This window comes from Arthrobacter roseus, from assembly GCF_016907875.1.
GTDB lineage: Bacteria > Actinomycetota > Actinomycetes > Actinomycetales > Micrococcaceae > Arthrobacter_J > Arthrobacter_J roseus.
Map to the genome: position 1 here is coordinate 88,482 of NZ_JAFBCU010000001.1, position 14,071 is coordinate 102,552.

At 61.5% G+C, this 14,071-nt stretch carries 14 protein-coding genes and 1 pseudogene; 11 read left to right on the forward strand and 4 right to left on the reverse strand.

Annotation, left to right across the window (positions count from 1 at the left end):
- Nucleotides 1-55: 55 nt before the first annotated feature.
- Nucleotides 56-2,083, reverse strand: coding sequence for a choline BCCT transporter BetT (betT, locus tag JOE65_RS00455; protein ID WP_205161402.1), 2,028 nt, complete (start codon nt 2,081-2,083; stop codon nt 56-58).
- 182 nt (nt 2,084-2,265) lie between these two features.
- Here betT and JOE65_RS00460 point away from each other — a divergent pair, with 182 nt between their 5' ends.
- The gene (locus JOE65_RS00460) at nt 2,266-3,741 is read left to right on the forward strand and encodes an aldehyde dehydrogenase family protein (protein ID WP_205161403.1); all 1,476 of its coding nucleotides are present in this window, start codon (nt 2,266-2,268) and stop codon (nt 3,739-3,741) included.
- 60 nt (nt 3,742-3,801) lie between these two features.
- Complete coding sequence (locus tag JOE65_RS00465; protein ID WP_205161404.1) at nt 3,802-5,355, forward strand: GMC family oxidoreductase; 1,554 nt, start codon at nt 3,802-3,804, stop codon at nt 5,353-5,355.
- Here JOE65_RS00465 and JOE65_RS00470 read toward each other — a convergent pair.
- The 3 genes from JOE65_RS00470 to JOE65_RS00480 are packed head-to-tail and all read right to left on the reverse strand — an operon-like array spanning nt 5,336 to nt 7,511.
- A complete protein-coding gene (locus JOE65_RS00470) occupies nt 5,336-6,040 on the reverse strand; it encodes an HAD family hydrolase (protein ID WP_205161405.1) in 705 nt (234 codons plus the stop codon). The genes JOE65_RS00465 and JOE65_RS00470 overlap by 20 nt on opposite strands.
- Before the next feature lie 35 nt (nt 6,041-6,075).
- A complete protein-coding gene (locus tag JOE65_RS00475) occupies nt 6,076-6,807 on the reverse strand; it encodes a response regulator (RefSeq protein ID WP_338021511.1) in 732 nt (243 codons plus the stop codon).
- On the reverse strand, nt 6,804-7,511 hold the full coding sequence (locus JOE65_RS00480) for a sensor histidine kinase (RefSeq protein WP_205161406.1): 708 nt from the start codon (nt 7,509-7,511) through the stop codon (nt 6,804-6,806). Before JOE65_RS00480 ends, JOE65_RS00475 begins: the two co-directional genes overlap by 4 nt.
- Nucleotides 7,512-7,641: 130 nt before the next feature.
- On the opposite strand from JOE65_RS00480, the pseudogene JOE65_RS00485 reads away from it, so the two are divergent.
- The 9 genes and pseudogenes from JOE65_RS00485 to JOE65_RS00525 form a co-directional block, all read left to right on the forward strand.
- A pseudogene (locus JOE65_RS00485) lies at nt 7,642-7,896 on the forward strand (metal-sensitive transcriptional regulator); the annotation flags it as partial.
- 168 nt (nt 7,897-8,064) lie between these two features.
- Complete coding sequence (locus JOE65_RS00490; RefSeq protein WP_239536564.1) at nt 8,065-8,361, forward strand: SHOCT domain-containing protein; 297 nt, start codon at nt 8,065-8,067, stop codon at nt 8,359-8,361.
- Nucleotides 8,361-9,857 carry a multicopper oxidase family protein gene (locus JOE65_RS00495; RefSeq protein ID WP_205161408.1) on the forward strand — a complete coding sequence of 499 codons (1,497 nt, stop codon included), beginning with the start codon at nt 8,361-8,363 and terminating at the stop codon, nt 9,855-9,857. The genes JOE65_RS00490 and JOE65_RS00495 overlap by 1 nt, the downstream gene beginning before the upstream one ends.
- Before the next feature lie 40 nt (nt 9,858-9,897).
- Nucleotides 9,898-10,143, forward strand: coding sequence for a hypothetical protein (locus tag JOE65_RS15380; RefSeq protein WP_205161409.1), 246 nt, complete (start codon nt 9,898-9,900; stop codon nt 10,141-10,143).
- 319 nt (nt 10,144-10,462) lie between these two features.
- On the forward strand, nt 10,463-11,425 hold the full coding sequence (locus JOE65_RS00505) for a matrixin family metalloprotease (protein ID WP_205161410.1): 963 nt from the start codon (nt 10,463-10,465) through the stop codon (nt 11,423-11,425).
- Between the two features lie 287 nt (nt 11,426-11,712).
- Nucleotides 11,713-12,222: a hypothetical protein gene (locus JOE65_RS00510; RefSeq protein WP_205161411.1), complete on the forward strand. Its 510-nt coding sequence runs from the start codon at nt 11,713-11,715 to the stop codon at nt 12,220-12,222.
- 81 nt (nt 12,223-12,303) lie between these two features.
- Nucleotides 12,304-12,882 (forward strand): DUF2238 domain-containing protein, encoded by a 579-nt coding sequence (locus JOE65_RS00515; RefSeq protein WP_205161412.1) that lies wholly within the window; start codon nt 12,304-12,306, stop codon nt 12,880-12,882.
- A gap of 178 nt (nt 12,883-13,060) precedes the next feature.
- Nucleotides 13,061-13,411 carry a hypothetical protein gene (locus JOE65_RS00520; RefSeq protein ID WP_205161413.1) on the forward strand — a complete coding sequence of 117 codons (351 nt, stop codon included), beginning with the start codon at nt 13,061-13,063 and terminating at the stop codon, nt 13,409-13,411.
- Nucleotides 13,412-13,420: 9 nt separating this feature from the next.
- On the forward strand, nt 13,421-14,053 hold the full coding sequence (locus JOE65_RS00525) for a hypothetical protein (RefSeq protein ID WP_205161414.1): 633 nt from the start codon (nt 13,421-13,423) through the stop codon (nt 14,051-14,053).
- Nucleotides 14,054-14,071 lie beyond the last annotated feature (18 nt).

Here is a 14,071-nt window from a genome sequence, read left to right on the forward strand (position 1 = left end):
CGTATCTGCAGGTCCGCCACGTTTCTGCAGTCCAGCGCGACAGCGGCCCGGGTTCCTAGTCAGCTGTCCGCAGGAATTCCACGTGCCGTTCGTAGTGATCCAGGCAGTCGTGGATCAGCTGGGTGCTGGAGAAGCCCATCACGTCGTAGCCCTGACCACCATCTGACAGATGGACCTCGAGGCGTGCGTATTGGTCTCGGCTTCCGACCATCCGGCCGCCGTAAGCTGGCACGGGAACGACTTCGAGCTTTACCAGATAAACAAACGGGAACGTCACGGCATCAGTGCTCAAACGGGCCCCAGATCTCTCGCCGTCTTCTGCCACGAGTTGGGCTGGCACACCCCGCTCGTTGAGCTCATCGGCGACTTCCTGCAGGGCCGGGAACACGACCTCATCGAGATGGCGCTTGGCGTCCGTGGCGGTAACGAAATTGGTCATCCTGGACAACCTCGTTCTCCAGGTTTCGCGGCCTTCGACCCGTGCCGCGAGAACATGGGCCCTCGTTCCGGTAGTAGTACTGACACGCTGGCCTTCAACCTGCAAAGCCTTCCAAAGGCTGATCATCACCAAGATCAAGATAATTGAGAACGGTAGGCCCATGATGATCGTGGCGTACTGAAGCGTGGTGATCCCACCCACGAGGAGCATGCCGATTGTCAGCAGGCCCGTGGTGGCAGCCCAGATGATGCGTAGCCACGGCGCTGAATCCTCTTGGACGCTGCGTAGGCGCGAAGTCAGATTGCCCATGACCAGGGCTCCGGAGTCCGCCGACGTGACGTAAAAGAGCAGACCGACGAAGACGGCGACAGCAATGACCACCCCGGACAACGGGTACTGCTGCAACAGGTTGAAGAACCCCAGTCCGCTTCCGGAAGCTACCGTGTCGGCGAACTCCTCATCACCGCCGCGAACACGTGCCAGGGCAGCATTTCCGAAGATTGACACCCACATCACGATGTAGCTGAAGGGAATGATCAAGGTTCCGAGCACGAACTGACGAATCGTCCGTCCACGAGAGATGCGAGCCAAGAACATGCCCACAAAGGACGCCCAGGCAACCCACCAGGCCCAGAAGAACAGGGTCCACAGTGACATCCACTCATCGACGTCGCTGAACGCGAAGGTCTGCATTGTCATGCCGGGGAACATGCTGATGAAATCGCCAACGTTCATGACGATTGCATCCAACAGGAAACGTGTCTGGCCGGTGATCAGTACCCAAGCGGCCAACAGCATGGCCAGGATCACGTTGAGTTGGGAAAGGAAACGAATGCCCTTGTCCACGCCAGTGGTGGCCGAGATGGAGGCCATGACCACTGCGAGCGCCACCAACCCGATTTGCGCAGCCGTACCGATGGCAATGCCGAAGATGATGTTCAATCCGGCGTTGAGTAGCACCACGCCGATTCCCAGGCTGGTGGCGACCCCGAAGATCGTGCCGAGCACGGTTGCCGTGTCCACTGTGTGACCGAGTAGGCCGTTGATGCGCCGACCGAACAGCGGGTAGAGGGCAGACCGCACAGCGAGGGGCAGGTTCATCCGATAGGCAAAATACGCGAGTGCCATACCCATCAGCGCGTACATGCCCCAGCCGGTAATTCCGTAGTGGAACAGTGTCCAGACGGTTCCTTCCCGCGCAGCATCAACGGTTTCGCCTTGGCCAACAGGTGGGTTCAGGTATTGGGAGACCGGTTCGGATACGGAAAAGAACATCAGGTCGGTGCCGATGCCAGCCGCAAAAAGCATCGAGGCCCAGGCGAACGTGGAGTACTCTGGTCGCGAGTGATCTGGACCAAGCCGCACGTGCCCAAACCGGGACAGCCCCAGGTAAATGACGAAGACCAAGATCACGGTGGCCAGCAGAATATAGAACCACCCGAAACTGGTGGAGACAAAAGCGACGAGCTCGCCAATGACCGCCTCCGCTTGTTCCCGCGCGGTCAGCGTCCAGATGGCTATGGCAAGCACACCGACAATCGATGCGATGAAAACCGGCCAACGGACCGGTGCTGACCCCTTGAGCGGCTCATCACCTGATGCGTTGTCCGCTTGATCAACGGGTCCCGGATGAAGATCACTCATCAGTTTGTGTGCTCCTGACTGTGGACTATTTTATTAGAGCTCGTGCACAATCGCTCAGAGATAGTCTCTGGCTCATGCTTTGCCGAGCTTAACACGAGGTCCGAGACTAATCCACGACGTGAAAATAGGCACCTAACCTGAGAAGATGAAGGTACTCGACGTTGCTTCCCAGGAGGATGAGCATGACGAACCCGGAAACTCTTTTCATCGACGGCGTCTGGACAGCGGCAGAAGCGGGCGGCACCCGCGAGATCCGTTGTCCAGCTGATAACGTCCTGGTCAATACGGTCAGCGAGGCTGGTACCAAAGATACAGTTCGTGCTATCGCCGCTGCCCGGCGCGCCTTTGATACAGGGCCCTGGCCCCGCACACCGATGCCCGAACGTGGTGCGATTTTGCTGCAGGTGGCTGCCGGTCTGCGTAGCCGGCAGGAAGAGTTCGCCCACGCCGAGTCAATGGATACCGGTAAGCGAATAGTCGAGAGCCGCATCGACATGGACGATATAGCCAATTGCTTCGATTATTTCGGCAAGCTCGCGGGACTGGATGCCGGGCGGATGGTCGACGCGGGCAGCGAGGATGTCGTCAGCCGGATCGTCTACGAACCGGTGGGCGTATGCGGGCTGATCTCACCGTGGAATTACCCGTTGCTGCAGGCGGCGTGGAAGGTGGCCCCGGCCCTGGCTGCCGGCAATACGTTTATTCTCAAGCCGAGTGAATTGACCCCTCACACGGCGATGCTCCTGATGGATCTCCTCACTGACTGCGGTGTTCCGGCGGGCGTCGCTAACTTGGTGCTCGGTGCCGGAGCCGTTGCTGGCGCGCCATTATCGGAGAGCCCCGATGTGGATATGGTCTCGTTCACGGGCGGGTTGTCCACCGGCAAGATCATCGCCGCATCCGCCGCAGCGACCGTCAAAACAGTTGCGTTGGAGCTGGGTGGCAAGAACCCGAACGTGGTCTTTGCGGACGCCGATTTCGACGCCGCCGTCGACAATGCGCTCAATGCCGCTTTTGTGCACTCCGGACAGGTCTGCTCAGCCGGTGCACGTCTGGTGGTTGAGGAATCGATCCATGACCGTTTCGTCGATGAACTGGTCCGTCGGGCCAAGAACATTCGCCTTGGCGGGCCGTTCGATGACGCGGCTGAAACTGGACCGCTGATCTCGGCTGACCATCGACAGAAAGTCACCGACTACGTGCAGGCCGGAATCGACGAAGGCGCGGTGCTTCGATGCGGCGGTGAATGGGGAACCGGCGAACTCGAATCAGGCTATTACTACCTGCCCACCGTCTTAGATGGTGCCCGCAGTGGGATGTCCGTGGTCGTGGAAGAAGGCTTCGGTCCGGTGGTCACGGTGGAGACTTTCACCACCGAAGATGAAGCGGTCTCCATTGCCAACGACACCTCCTACGGCTTGGCCTCCGGGGTATGGACCCAGGACGCTGGAAAATCTCAACGGGTAGCTGGCAGGCTCCGCCACGGCACCGTCTGGATCAACGATTTCCACCCGTATCTGCCGCAGGCTGAGTGGGGCGGCATGGGTATGTCCGGAGTTGGCCGCGAACTCGGGCCCACGGGCTTGAGCGAGTATCAGGAGTCCAAGCACATTTACCAGAATTTGCGTCCGGCAGTGACCGGTTGGTTCAGCGCGTAGCGCGACTCAGCACATCGACCGGACATTACGCGGAGCAGAGGGAAAGAGCAGGATAGCGACATGAATCAGGACGAATTTGACTACGTTGTCATCGGCGGCGGATCCGCTGGCGCGGCTACTGCAGCGAGATTGAGCGAGGACAAAAATGTCAGCGTCGCCCTGATCGAAGCGGGACCCTCCGACGTCGGTGATGACGCCATCCTGCGGGTGGACCGGTGGATGGAACTACTGGAGTCCGGTTACGACTGGGACTACCCGATCGAAGACCAGGCGCAGGGCAACTCCTTCATGCGTCACTCACGGGCCAAAGTGCTTGGCGGATGTTCGTCCCACAACTCGTGTATCGCCTTCTGGCCGCCGCGTGAGGACCTCGATTCTTGGGCCGCTGACGGGGCCGAAGGCTGGGACGCGGGATCAACGTATCCGCTGCTCCAACGCCTGGAGACCAATGCGGTCGCCGGTGACCACCACGGCCAGGACGGGCCCGTGTATATCCGCAACATTCCGCCGTCGGACCCGTGCGGTGTGGCCTTGCTGGATGCCTGCGAAGAAGCAGGGATACCCCGGGTGCAGTTCAACGACAATACGACGGTGGTCAACGGCGCAAATTTCTTCCAGATCAATGTGCGCGAAGACGGCGTTCGATCCTCGTCGTCGGTCAGCTACCTACATCCAATCCTGGACCGGCAGAACCTGCAGCTGCTGACTGGGCTGCGCGCAAAGAAGCTGAATTTTAATGCCGACAACCGTTGCTCCGGCGTTGACGTCCTCAACGAAGATCTCCTGCGCACCCGCACCATAACGGCACGCCGCGAGGTTGTGCTCTCAGCCGGGGCGATCGACTCGCCGAAGTTGCTGATGCTTTCGGGAATCGGGCCTGCCGAGCATCTGCGTGAGATAGGGGTCGACGTGCGAGTGGACTCCCCCGGCGTCGGCTCCAACCTGCAGGACCATCCCGAAGGGATTATCCAGTGGGAGGCCAAGCAGCCCATGGTCACCGAATCCACGCAATGGTTCGAGATCGGCATCTTCGCGCCGACCGAGGACGGGCTGGACCGGTCGGATCTGATGTTCCACTACGGGTCAGTGCCGTTCGATATGCATACGATGCGTCAGGGATACCCCACCACGGAGAACGGCTTTTGCTTGACGCCGAATGTCACGCAGGCTCGCTCGCGAGGGACTGTGCGTCTGCGCAGCATTGATTTCAGGGACAAACCGAAGGTCGATCCGCAGTACTTTACCGATCCGCATGACATGCGGGTGATGGTCGCCGGAATCCGTAAGGCACGCGAGATCGTCTCGCAACCGGCGATGGCGGACTGGGCCGGTGAGGAGCTAGCCCCAGGTGCTCACGCGCAGTCGGATGAGGAGTTGGCGCAGTACATCTCCAAGACGCACAACACCGTGTATCACCCGGCCGGAACGGTGCGGATGGGTGCTGTGGGCGACGCTTCGTCCCCGCTGGATCCTGAGCTGCGCGTCAAGGGCGTTACCGGGCTTCGAGTTGCCGATGCCTCTGTGATGCCCACCTTGACCAGTGTTAATCCGAACATCACCACCATGATGATCGGTGAACGCTGTTCGGATCTGATCAAGCAGGCTTGGGCTTAGCTTCCCACCGGAAAGACTCGACGAGGGAGACCACTTCGCTGAAGGTTGTTGCGACGGCGGCCGGCTTGCACGCCCTGAGCTTCTCCTCGGTAGCTACACCGTAGGTCACGGCAATGCTCCGCATGGGTACAGCCCGGGCCATGTTCATGTCCGTTGGCGTATCGCCGACCATGACTGCCGACGAGGCAACCGTCCTCATGCGGTTCAGCGCCAACAATGCGGGATCGGGGTGCGGCTTCGCTCTTTCTGTCTCGTCCACGCCGACGACGGTGGTGAAGTACCTGCTGATCCCGGCGGCGTCCAGGATGAGCTTGGCGCTGTCGCTCTGTTTGTTGGTGACCACTGCCATGTCGATCCCACTGTCGGCAAGCCGGGAAAGACCAGATTCGACGCCCGGAAACAGTAGCCCAGCGGCGGCCGGAACAATGTTGGCGCGATAGAGCTCCAGGTATCGCGCGACGATCGCCTGGACGGCGGGATCATTCGCAAGACCTGACAGGGTTGCGCAGATTTCGGGCAATGGCAGCCCGATGAGGCTGTGTGCCGTCTCAAACGTTGGCCGATTGCCGGTGACGTGCTCAACCGCAGCTACCAGCTGGCCGGCAATCGCGCGGGGAGTGTCCAGCAATGTACCATCCAGATCGAACAGAGCCACTGTACTTTTCAGACTCGCTTCGTGGCCCATGCTTCGATCCTATCGATGCTGGTTGGCCGTTTTATCTATACGAGCCCCTCCTGCCGGGCAACGATGGCGGCCTGAGTGCGAGAGGCGCAGCCTAACTTGGCCAGCACGCGCGAGACGTGGGTCTTGGTAGTCGCCGCAGATATCTGCAACCGACCGGAGATCTGTCGGTTGGACAGCCCTTCGGCGATCAGTACCAACACCTCTGTTTCACGTGCGGTTAATTCTTCGCGCAAGACGGAAGCGCCCGACGACGGCGGTCCCCCACGTGCGGCACCAGAGTCCACGCCTGCCACACCGGAACCGTCGCCCGACGGCCCGGCGACACGACGATCCAATGCAACGTAAGCATCCAACACGCGCCGCATGGCTTCCGGCGCCATCACCGCGTCACCGGCCGCGACGCTACGCACGGCGGCGACCAGCACTCCGGGCTCGGCGGTCTTCAACAGGAATCCGGCGGCCCCAGCGCGAAGGGCACCGAAGATATAGTCGTCCACATCGAACGTGGTGAGAATCAGAACCTGCGCGAGCCCGTCGGCCACCACCGAGCGAGTCGCCGCGATCCCATCCATGCCCGGCATCCGCACATCCATGAGGACGACGTCGGGGCGTAGCGCGGCCGCCTGTCGCACCGCCGTCGCGCCGTCGTTCGCTTCCCCGACGACGTCGATCCCGCCGGAGGATTCCAGGATGTACCGAAGTCCGGTGCGGATAGCCGCGTGATCGTCGGCGATCAGCACCCGCAGGGCAGCACCTGCTTCCGTCACTTCCCCACCGCCGCACGCTGCGGTACTGGCAGCGCAGCGGTCACTGTCCACGCATCATCGTCGGCTGAAACGTGCACGGTTCCGCCGATCGCCTGCGCCCGTTCCTGCATCGTGTCCATCCCCATGCCCAGGCCCGGTGTCGCGGCAACACTGCCGCGCTCGCCTAGCGTGCCGCGCTCCGTCAACGTAGTGCGCACGGCGAGCGTATTGCGCACGGTAACGGTGAGCTCGCCGTCGTCGTCCGCGAGCGCCACCACCACAGTGCTGCCCCCGGCATGTTTGGCGGCGTTGGTCAGCGCTTCCTGCACAATGCGGTAGCCCACGAGTTCGACGGCGGCGCCGGCCTCATCTCCCCGCCGCCGATCCTGCAGACTGACCTCCAGCCCGTTTGCGCGGGCGGTGCTGAGTAAGGGTTCCAGGTGTGAGAGTCGTGGCAGCAGGGCGTCGTCGTCGGGCTCCCTCTCCTCGTCAGTCGAGCGCAGCAGCGCGATCATCGTCTGCATTTCCGTCATCGATTCCAGGGCGGACCGGCGCACCTGTTCCAGTGCCGCACGGTCTTTACCCGTGTCCGGTGCGGTGGCGAGCGCGCCTCCGGGGTGAAGGGCGATGGCAGAGAGGTGGGAGGCGACGACGTCGTGCAGGTCCCGGGCCATCGCGTCGCGTTCGGCCTCAAACCAGTACTGCAAGTCCGTTTCTCTATTCATAACGCATATACCCCAGGGGGGTATATTGCAAACGGTCCGTGTCCGGCTGGACGCAGGCGGCCCACCACTAACTGTCTTACCCTCCAAGGTATAGAATTCGTAAGGCACCCACCCAGCTTTGGAGCCCGCCATGGAACTCGATTCGACAGAACTCACGCCGGTCGTCAACCGTCTCAAACGGGCCCAGGGGCAGCTTGCCGCTGTCACCCGCATACTCGAGGAGGGCCGGGGCTGCAAGGACATCGTCACCCAGCTCGCAGCGGTCTCCAAGGCACTGGACCGAGCAGGATTTTCTATCATCGTCAGCGGACTCGTGCAGTGCGTCACCAAAGAAGATGCCAGCATGAATACGAAAGACCTCGAGAAACTCTTCCTGTCCCTCGCCTGGGCCGCAACCAACCGAAAACCAAACACAGGAGGGCGTCACTGTGCCGCATACCGGTTCCGACCGGCCGTTTAGGGTCCAATACGGCAGGGTCATTATTGACAATCATTACGCTGGTCGCGCCACGAACTGCCACGACTCCCGAGGCGGCCGGCAGGACAACGATTCATGTCACAGAAACGGAGAAGGAAAATGATGGGTGGATACGGTTCGATGATGGGCTGGACGTGGCTGTTCGGGGCGCTCTTGATTGTCGGTATCGTGCTACTGGTGATCCTTGCCGCGCGGTTTTTCTCCGGCGGGATGAACCGTGGCGGAACTGGCAGTGGGGAGGGCCCTGGCACGGACGGCCCCGCCCGGGGCGCCAGTGCCGCCCGACGAATTCTGGACGAACGGTACGCCAAGGGAGAATTGAGCACAGAAGAATACCGTGAGCGGCTCAAGGTCCTCGGAGACGACTCCTGATGCAACCTCTCAGCCGCCGCAGTGCCCTGATCCTGGGTGGTGCGGGTGCTGCGGCCGCCGCGACGGGCGCAGCAGGCCTGTTGTGGGGGCCAGGGCGCACAAGCTTCCAAACCGCCGGTGGCCAGGACCTGAGTGAACCCCAGGCCCTGCACAGTGCAGATGGCCGGCTTCAGGTGAAACTTTCAGCGGCCTCGGGGCGTGTGTCGATCGCGGGCTGGGATGCCACTGCGCTGTCCTATAACGAGTCCCTGCCCGGGCCCACCCTGTTCCTGCGGCCCGGGGACCGGGTGAATGTGACGCTGGAGAACAGGCTGGCAGATCCGACCAATCTGCACGTCCACGGGCTGCACGTCTCCCCGCGGGGCAACAGCGACAACGTGCTGGTTTCAGTCGAACCGGGTACGTCCTTTGACTATGAGTATCGGCTGCCGGCGAACCATCCGCCTGGCGTGTACTGGTACCACCCGCACCGCCACGGAAGCGTTGCCGACCAGCTCTTCGGCGGCCTGTACGGCGCGATCATCGTCCAGGACTCCCAGCCCGTGCCGGTGACCCGGGAACGGGTCCTGGTCATCTCGGACATCTCCCTCACCGAGGGGGGCTCCATCGCGGCCGTGTCGGCGATGGAGAAAATGATGGGCCGGGAAGGTGCCCTGGTCCTGGTCAACGGGCAGCTGAACCCGGCCCTGGCCGCCCGGCCGGGCGAGCGTGAGCGGTGGAGGATCATCAATGCCTGCACATCCCGGTACCTGAAACTGTGCCTGGACGGCCAGCACCTGCAGCTGCTGGGCCTGGATTCCGGCCGCTACCAGAGTCCCAGGGACGTTGACGAGGTGCTGCTGGCCCCGGGCAACCGGGCCGACCTGCTCGTCACCACCGCGGCCGGGACCGCCGTACTTCGCACCTTGCCAGTGGACAGGGGCGGCATGGGATCCATGATGGGCCGCCATAACGGAGGCGGACAATCCCAGCCTGGCCCGGACGGGACGGTCCTGGCCACCCTGGCCGTTGCCGGCGCACCGCCAGCTGCGCTGGGACCGGTCCCAGCGCAGCTGGCACCGCGGGACCTGCGGGCCGCCCCTGTGACTGCACACCGGGAACTGGTCTTCGCCATGGGCATGGATATGGGAATGAATAGCGGCGGCATGGGCGGTCGGACCGGGTCGGGGATGATGAACTTCACCATCAACGGCAGGCCTTTCGACCCAGCCCGGGTCGACACCACGGTCCCCGCCGGTGCCATCGAGGAATGGACCCTGAGGAACACCAGCCCGATGGACCACCCCGTGCACCTGCACGTATGGCCGATGCAGATCATCGAACAAGCCGGTCGGCCCGTGGACAGCCCCGCATGGCAGGACGTGGTCAACGTCCCGGCCCGCAGCAGCGTCCGGGTCCGGATCGCCTTCGATGACTTCACCGGCAAAACCGTCTACCACTGCCACATCCTCGACCACGAGGACAGCGGGATGATGGGCCTGATCGAAGCCCGGTAGCACAGCGGCCCCACAGTCCTTTGCATCAATGAGAAAACCGATGAAGGAGCACAACAATGAGCTACGCACACACCTTCACCGTCGCTCTGCCTACGGGGAAGCAGTAACCCGGACCCGCGAAGTCCTCTCGGATCAGGGCTTTGGCGTGCTGCCCGAAATCGATGTCCGAGCCACCTTCGAGGCCAAACTCGGGTCCGACGCCGGGCAGGTATTCCATGGCGGGATCTCCCTTCCCATTCGGGTCGTGGAAGCCCGTGTGGAAGCATCACGGCCGCAACAGCGCTAACCCGGGACGGCCTGTTACCTACGACAAACTGGTACCTACGACAAACTGGCCCCTCACCTACCGCACAGTGGCCGTCCTGCACGCCGTCATCATCTGGAGCACAGCATTAGGAGGCACACCCCAGCACCAGCACACATATACCTGGCAGGTGCAGGCCACTACGACGATCCGCAAAACCTTAGCCTCGGATATTTCACTAATTCACAAGCCACCCGAATGGGGGCGGCGTCTCCTGGCCCGCTCGGCGAACTGATCCAGCGCCTATGCTGTTCTACGACGACGAGACGGGGATTCGTCGGAACGGCCACCTGGGGGATGAATGACGCACGGCGATAATGATGTGACTGATGGCCCTCGGCGTACACGCAGCGGCCGGGTACCACAGTGGGCCCTCGACGAGTATCTTGAACGCCACCAGGCCCAACTCCGGCCGCCCGCTCTTCATATCGGAGCGCCCAACCACCGGTTGCGGAAGCGGCCAAAAGCCAAGACAGTACGACGGCGGCTTCCGCTCGGGATTGCCACCGGCGTTGGCCTTGCGCTCATTACGGTGTTATATGTCGCCCCAGGAGCACTCGACCGGCTACTGCCACCAGCGGCTTCGGCGCGCGCAGACGGTCCACCAGCAGGCGTCGAAGCATCTGATTCGCCGCTGGGGATGCCGCCCGAAGGGTTGGGCTCAGACCAGTACCGGTTACAGGCATCTCCGGACCCTGAGCAGTCACTCATTGCCTTCGACCCGTGCCGTCCGATTCATTACGTGGTGAGCGGGCAGTCCCGTTTGCCGGGCGGCGACTCGGTTATCCGGGAGGCCGTCGCTGAGATCTCTGCCGCGACGGGCCTTCGCTTCATTGATGACGGCGAAACAGACGAGAAGTCGAGCGACGAACGATCACCGTACCAACCAGACAGATACGGTGATCGGTGGGCTCCGGTGTTGATAGCTTGGTCCAGTCCGGAGGAGATCCCTGACCTCACGGGTTCAGTTGCTGGTCTTGGTGGCGGCCAGCCGCATAAAGCGGTCGACAGTCCGTGGGTGTTTGTGTCGGGCCAGATCGATCTCGACACTGCGCAGTTGGCGGAGGTAATGCTGCGCCCCGGCGGCGCCAGTGCGGTTCGCAGTGTGGTCACGCATGAACTGGGCCATGTGCTCGGGCTCGGTCACGTGAACGATCCAACGCAGCTCATGTATGGGGGCGCCAACTCAACAATCAGTCTTGGCGACGGCGACCGTGCTGGCCTCGCCCGCATTGGCAGGGGTCCGTGCGTTCCTGAGTTGTAGGACAAGTCACTGGGCCAACGAGGATCTGGAAGCCGAGTCGTTTAGTGCAAGCCCGACACGGGATACTTCCGCGCTTCCGCCAATGATCAGAATCGGCAAGATATCAGCGCAGTGAAGATTTGGTTACAGAAAAACTAAGGCCCCCGTGATCCGATAACGCTTCCATCACACGCTTTGAAACACGAAACCAAGCGTGCTTACGGTTATGTCGAGGCGCAGCACAATCCAATTGATAGAAGGTCCGGATACGCCGCCGGGCTCAAACCCAAGAAGGAGTCGTGAACGCAATGAGTAAAACCACATGGATGAAGAAGGCCGCCGCGATGTCGATCGTACCGATCGCCGCATTTGGCATTGTGGGCTGTGACAGCACCTCGGGTACCGAGGAAGGCACGGATGTCGAGGACGTCGTCGAGGAGGACGACGCAGCAGCTGCTGCTGGAGCGTATGACGGGGTCTATGACCAGACGTTCTACGACGAGATGGATACCTACGTCGGGGAGGAAGTCACCGTCTCGGCGGACGTCAATGAGATCCTCACGCCTATGTCGTTCACGATCGCTGGCACCGACGACACCACGGTCGAAGCCCTGCTGGTAGTCCACGACACGGAGCTGCCCGAGGTGACCTCCGGGCTTACCGTCGGGGTGACCGGAACCGTTCAGGAAGCTTTCGACCTTCCCACCGTGGAGGAGGAGATGGGCGTCGATCTAGACGATGAGGCTTACGAGGACTGGGACGGGGAGCCCTACATCGAAGCCACGAACGTGGACACGTCACTGGACGCCGACAGCTAGAACACATCTAATATAAGAAGCGGCAGGCCCTGCCATGGGCCGGCCGCTTCTGTCCGCACCCACGCACGAGAGCGATCCTCAATGTCAGCAGAAACCACCACCGAGGCCCACGCTGGCCATAACCGCAGCCGCCCCATCGGGGACGCGGTTAGAGTCCTGGCCGCGGCAAGTATCGTGTTCAGCGCCTTCCGGTTGGGGCTACCCGAAACGCTGGGCTTGACCGTTATGCTCCTCGGTTTGTTGATCCCCCGCATTGCCCGACTGGCAGGACCTTTCGACACCGCGTTCTGCATCACCATCTTCGTAGCCACCTGGAGCGGAATCGCGGGGTTATACGGAGCAATTTCATGGTGGGACCTCTTGGTCCATTTCATTACAGTAGGATCCTCAGCCGCGGTGCTGTACTTGATCCTCGCCAAAACGGACGTCACTCCGGGCAGCAACACCGGAAAGTCGCTTCCAGCCCGTTCGATTGTGGTCCTGATTTTCGCTTTGGGCATCACGGTGGCAGTTCTCTGGGAATTCATCGAATGGGCAGGCAACGCTTACATCACGAAGGCAATACACGTGGGGTACGACGACACAATCGGTGACCTCGCAGTCGGCGGACTGGGTGCAATATTGGCGGGCGTGGCACTGGCCCGGTGGAAAGCCCGCTGAGAACTAACCGAGCATCGTGGCAGCGGCGAGCGTGCGTCTAGAACGGATCAAAAGTGATGCAGAAACTCGAAACCACGAGGTTTGGTGGGCCTACGGAGCTCCTGATCATGGGAAGCTCTATCATTGTGGGGCAGCCATAGTCATCTCCACATTCGCTTCAAAATCGGAGACTGGTGAAATGGTCTTATTGATCGCGGTTGGTGCGGGAACAATCGTTCTTGCCGCGCTCATCGTCTACGTTCCGCGGTTGGATGTTTCGTTCGATGGATCGATCGTATTGCTGAACATGGTGCCATTTCGAAAGTATGAGATCCCGATAGCCGAAGTTCAGAACATACGACCAGTTGATGTAAACGCTGCTTCGTTCGGCGGCGTAGGGCTGAGGTCCAGACCGGGGATGACCGGGCTCATCATGCAATCTGGTCGTGGTGTCCAGTTCCAGCACGGCGAGAGGGACATGGTCTTTTCGTCCAGTGATCCGGAACGTGTCGTCGAATTCCTGTCGCTACCGCGAACGCAGAAGCAGTAGCCTCTTCCCATGACCGCTGCCGCACCCGACGCCAATGACAAGAAGATCGCCGTAGGATCTGGGGCCTCTACCGAGGTTCCCCGTCGCTACGCTGGTGTCGTTGCGCCAGCGGCGGCGTGGGGATTCATGTTCCTGGTTCTGCGGATCATGGCCGTGTCCGGGTATGACTGGAACACGGCGTTCTTGGTGAGTACCACGCTGAGCGTGAGCGACAGTCTGGCCCTCCTTGTCGGAACGCTAATGGCCGGGTACCTGCTGGTGGCGATACTACTGATTGGCGTTCTCCCCCTTCTGGTCGCCACGTATCTGTGGTCGGTCCGCAAACATCAGGCGGTGATGTTGCTGTCCATTATCCTGAGCATCGTCACGCTGATCGCCCTGACAACCAGTTTTCACCTGTGGTGGTTGCCGTTAGCGACAGCGGCCGTTTTTGGGACGTTCGCACTGATCCGCATTCTCCCAAAGGAAAGTCCCGTGCGCCGCGCGTTTTCCCGGGCCATGGCCAGTGTTGGCTGGGTGGCCGGCATAGCCGTCTTGCTCATCGCGGCCCTCGTCCAGACACCGTGGGTACCCCAGGAAGAGATCAAAACCACGAACGGCACCACGTTGGATACGTTCTCAGTGTCGACTCGGGATTTTTGAACGTGCTGACCGAGGATC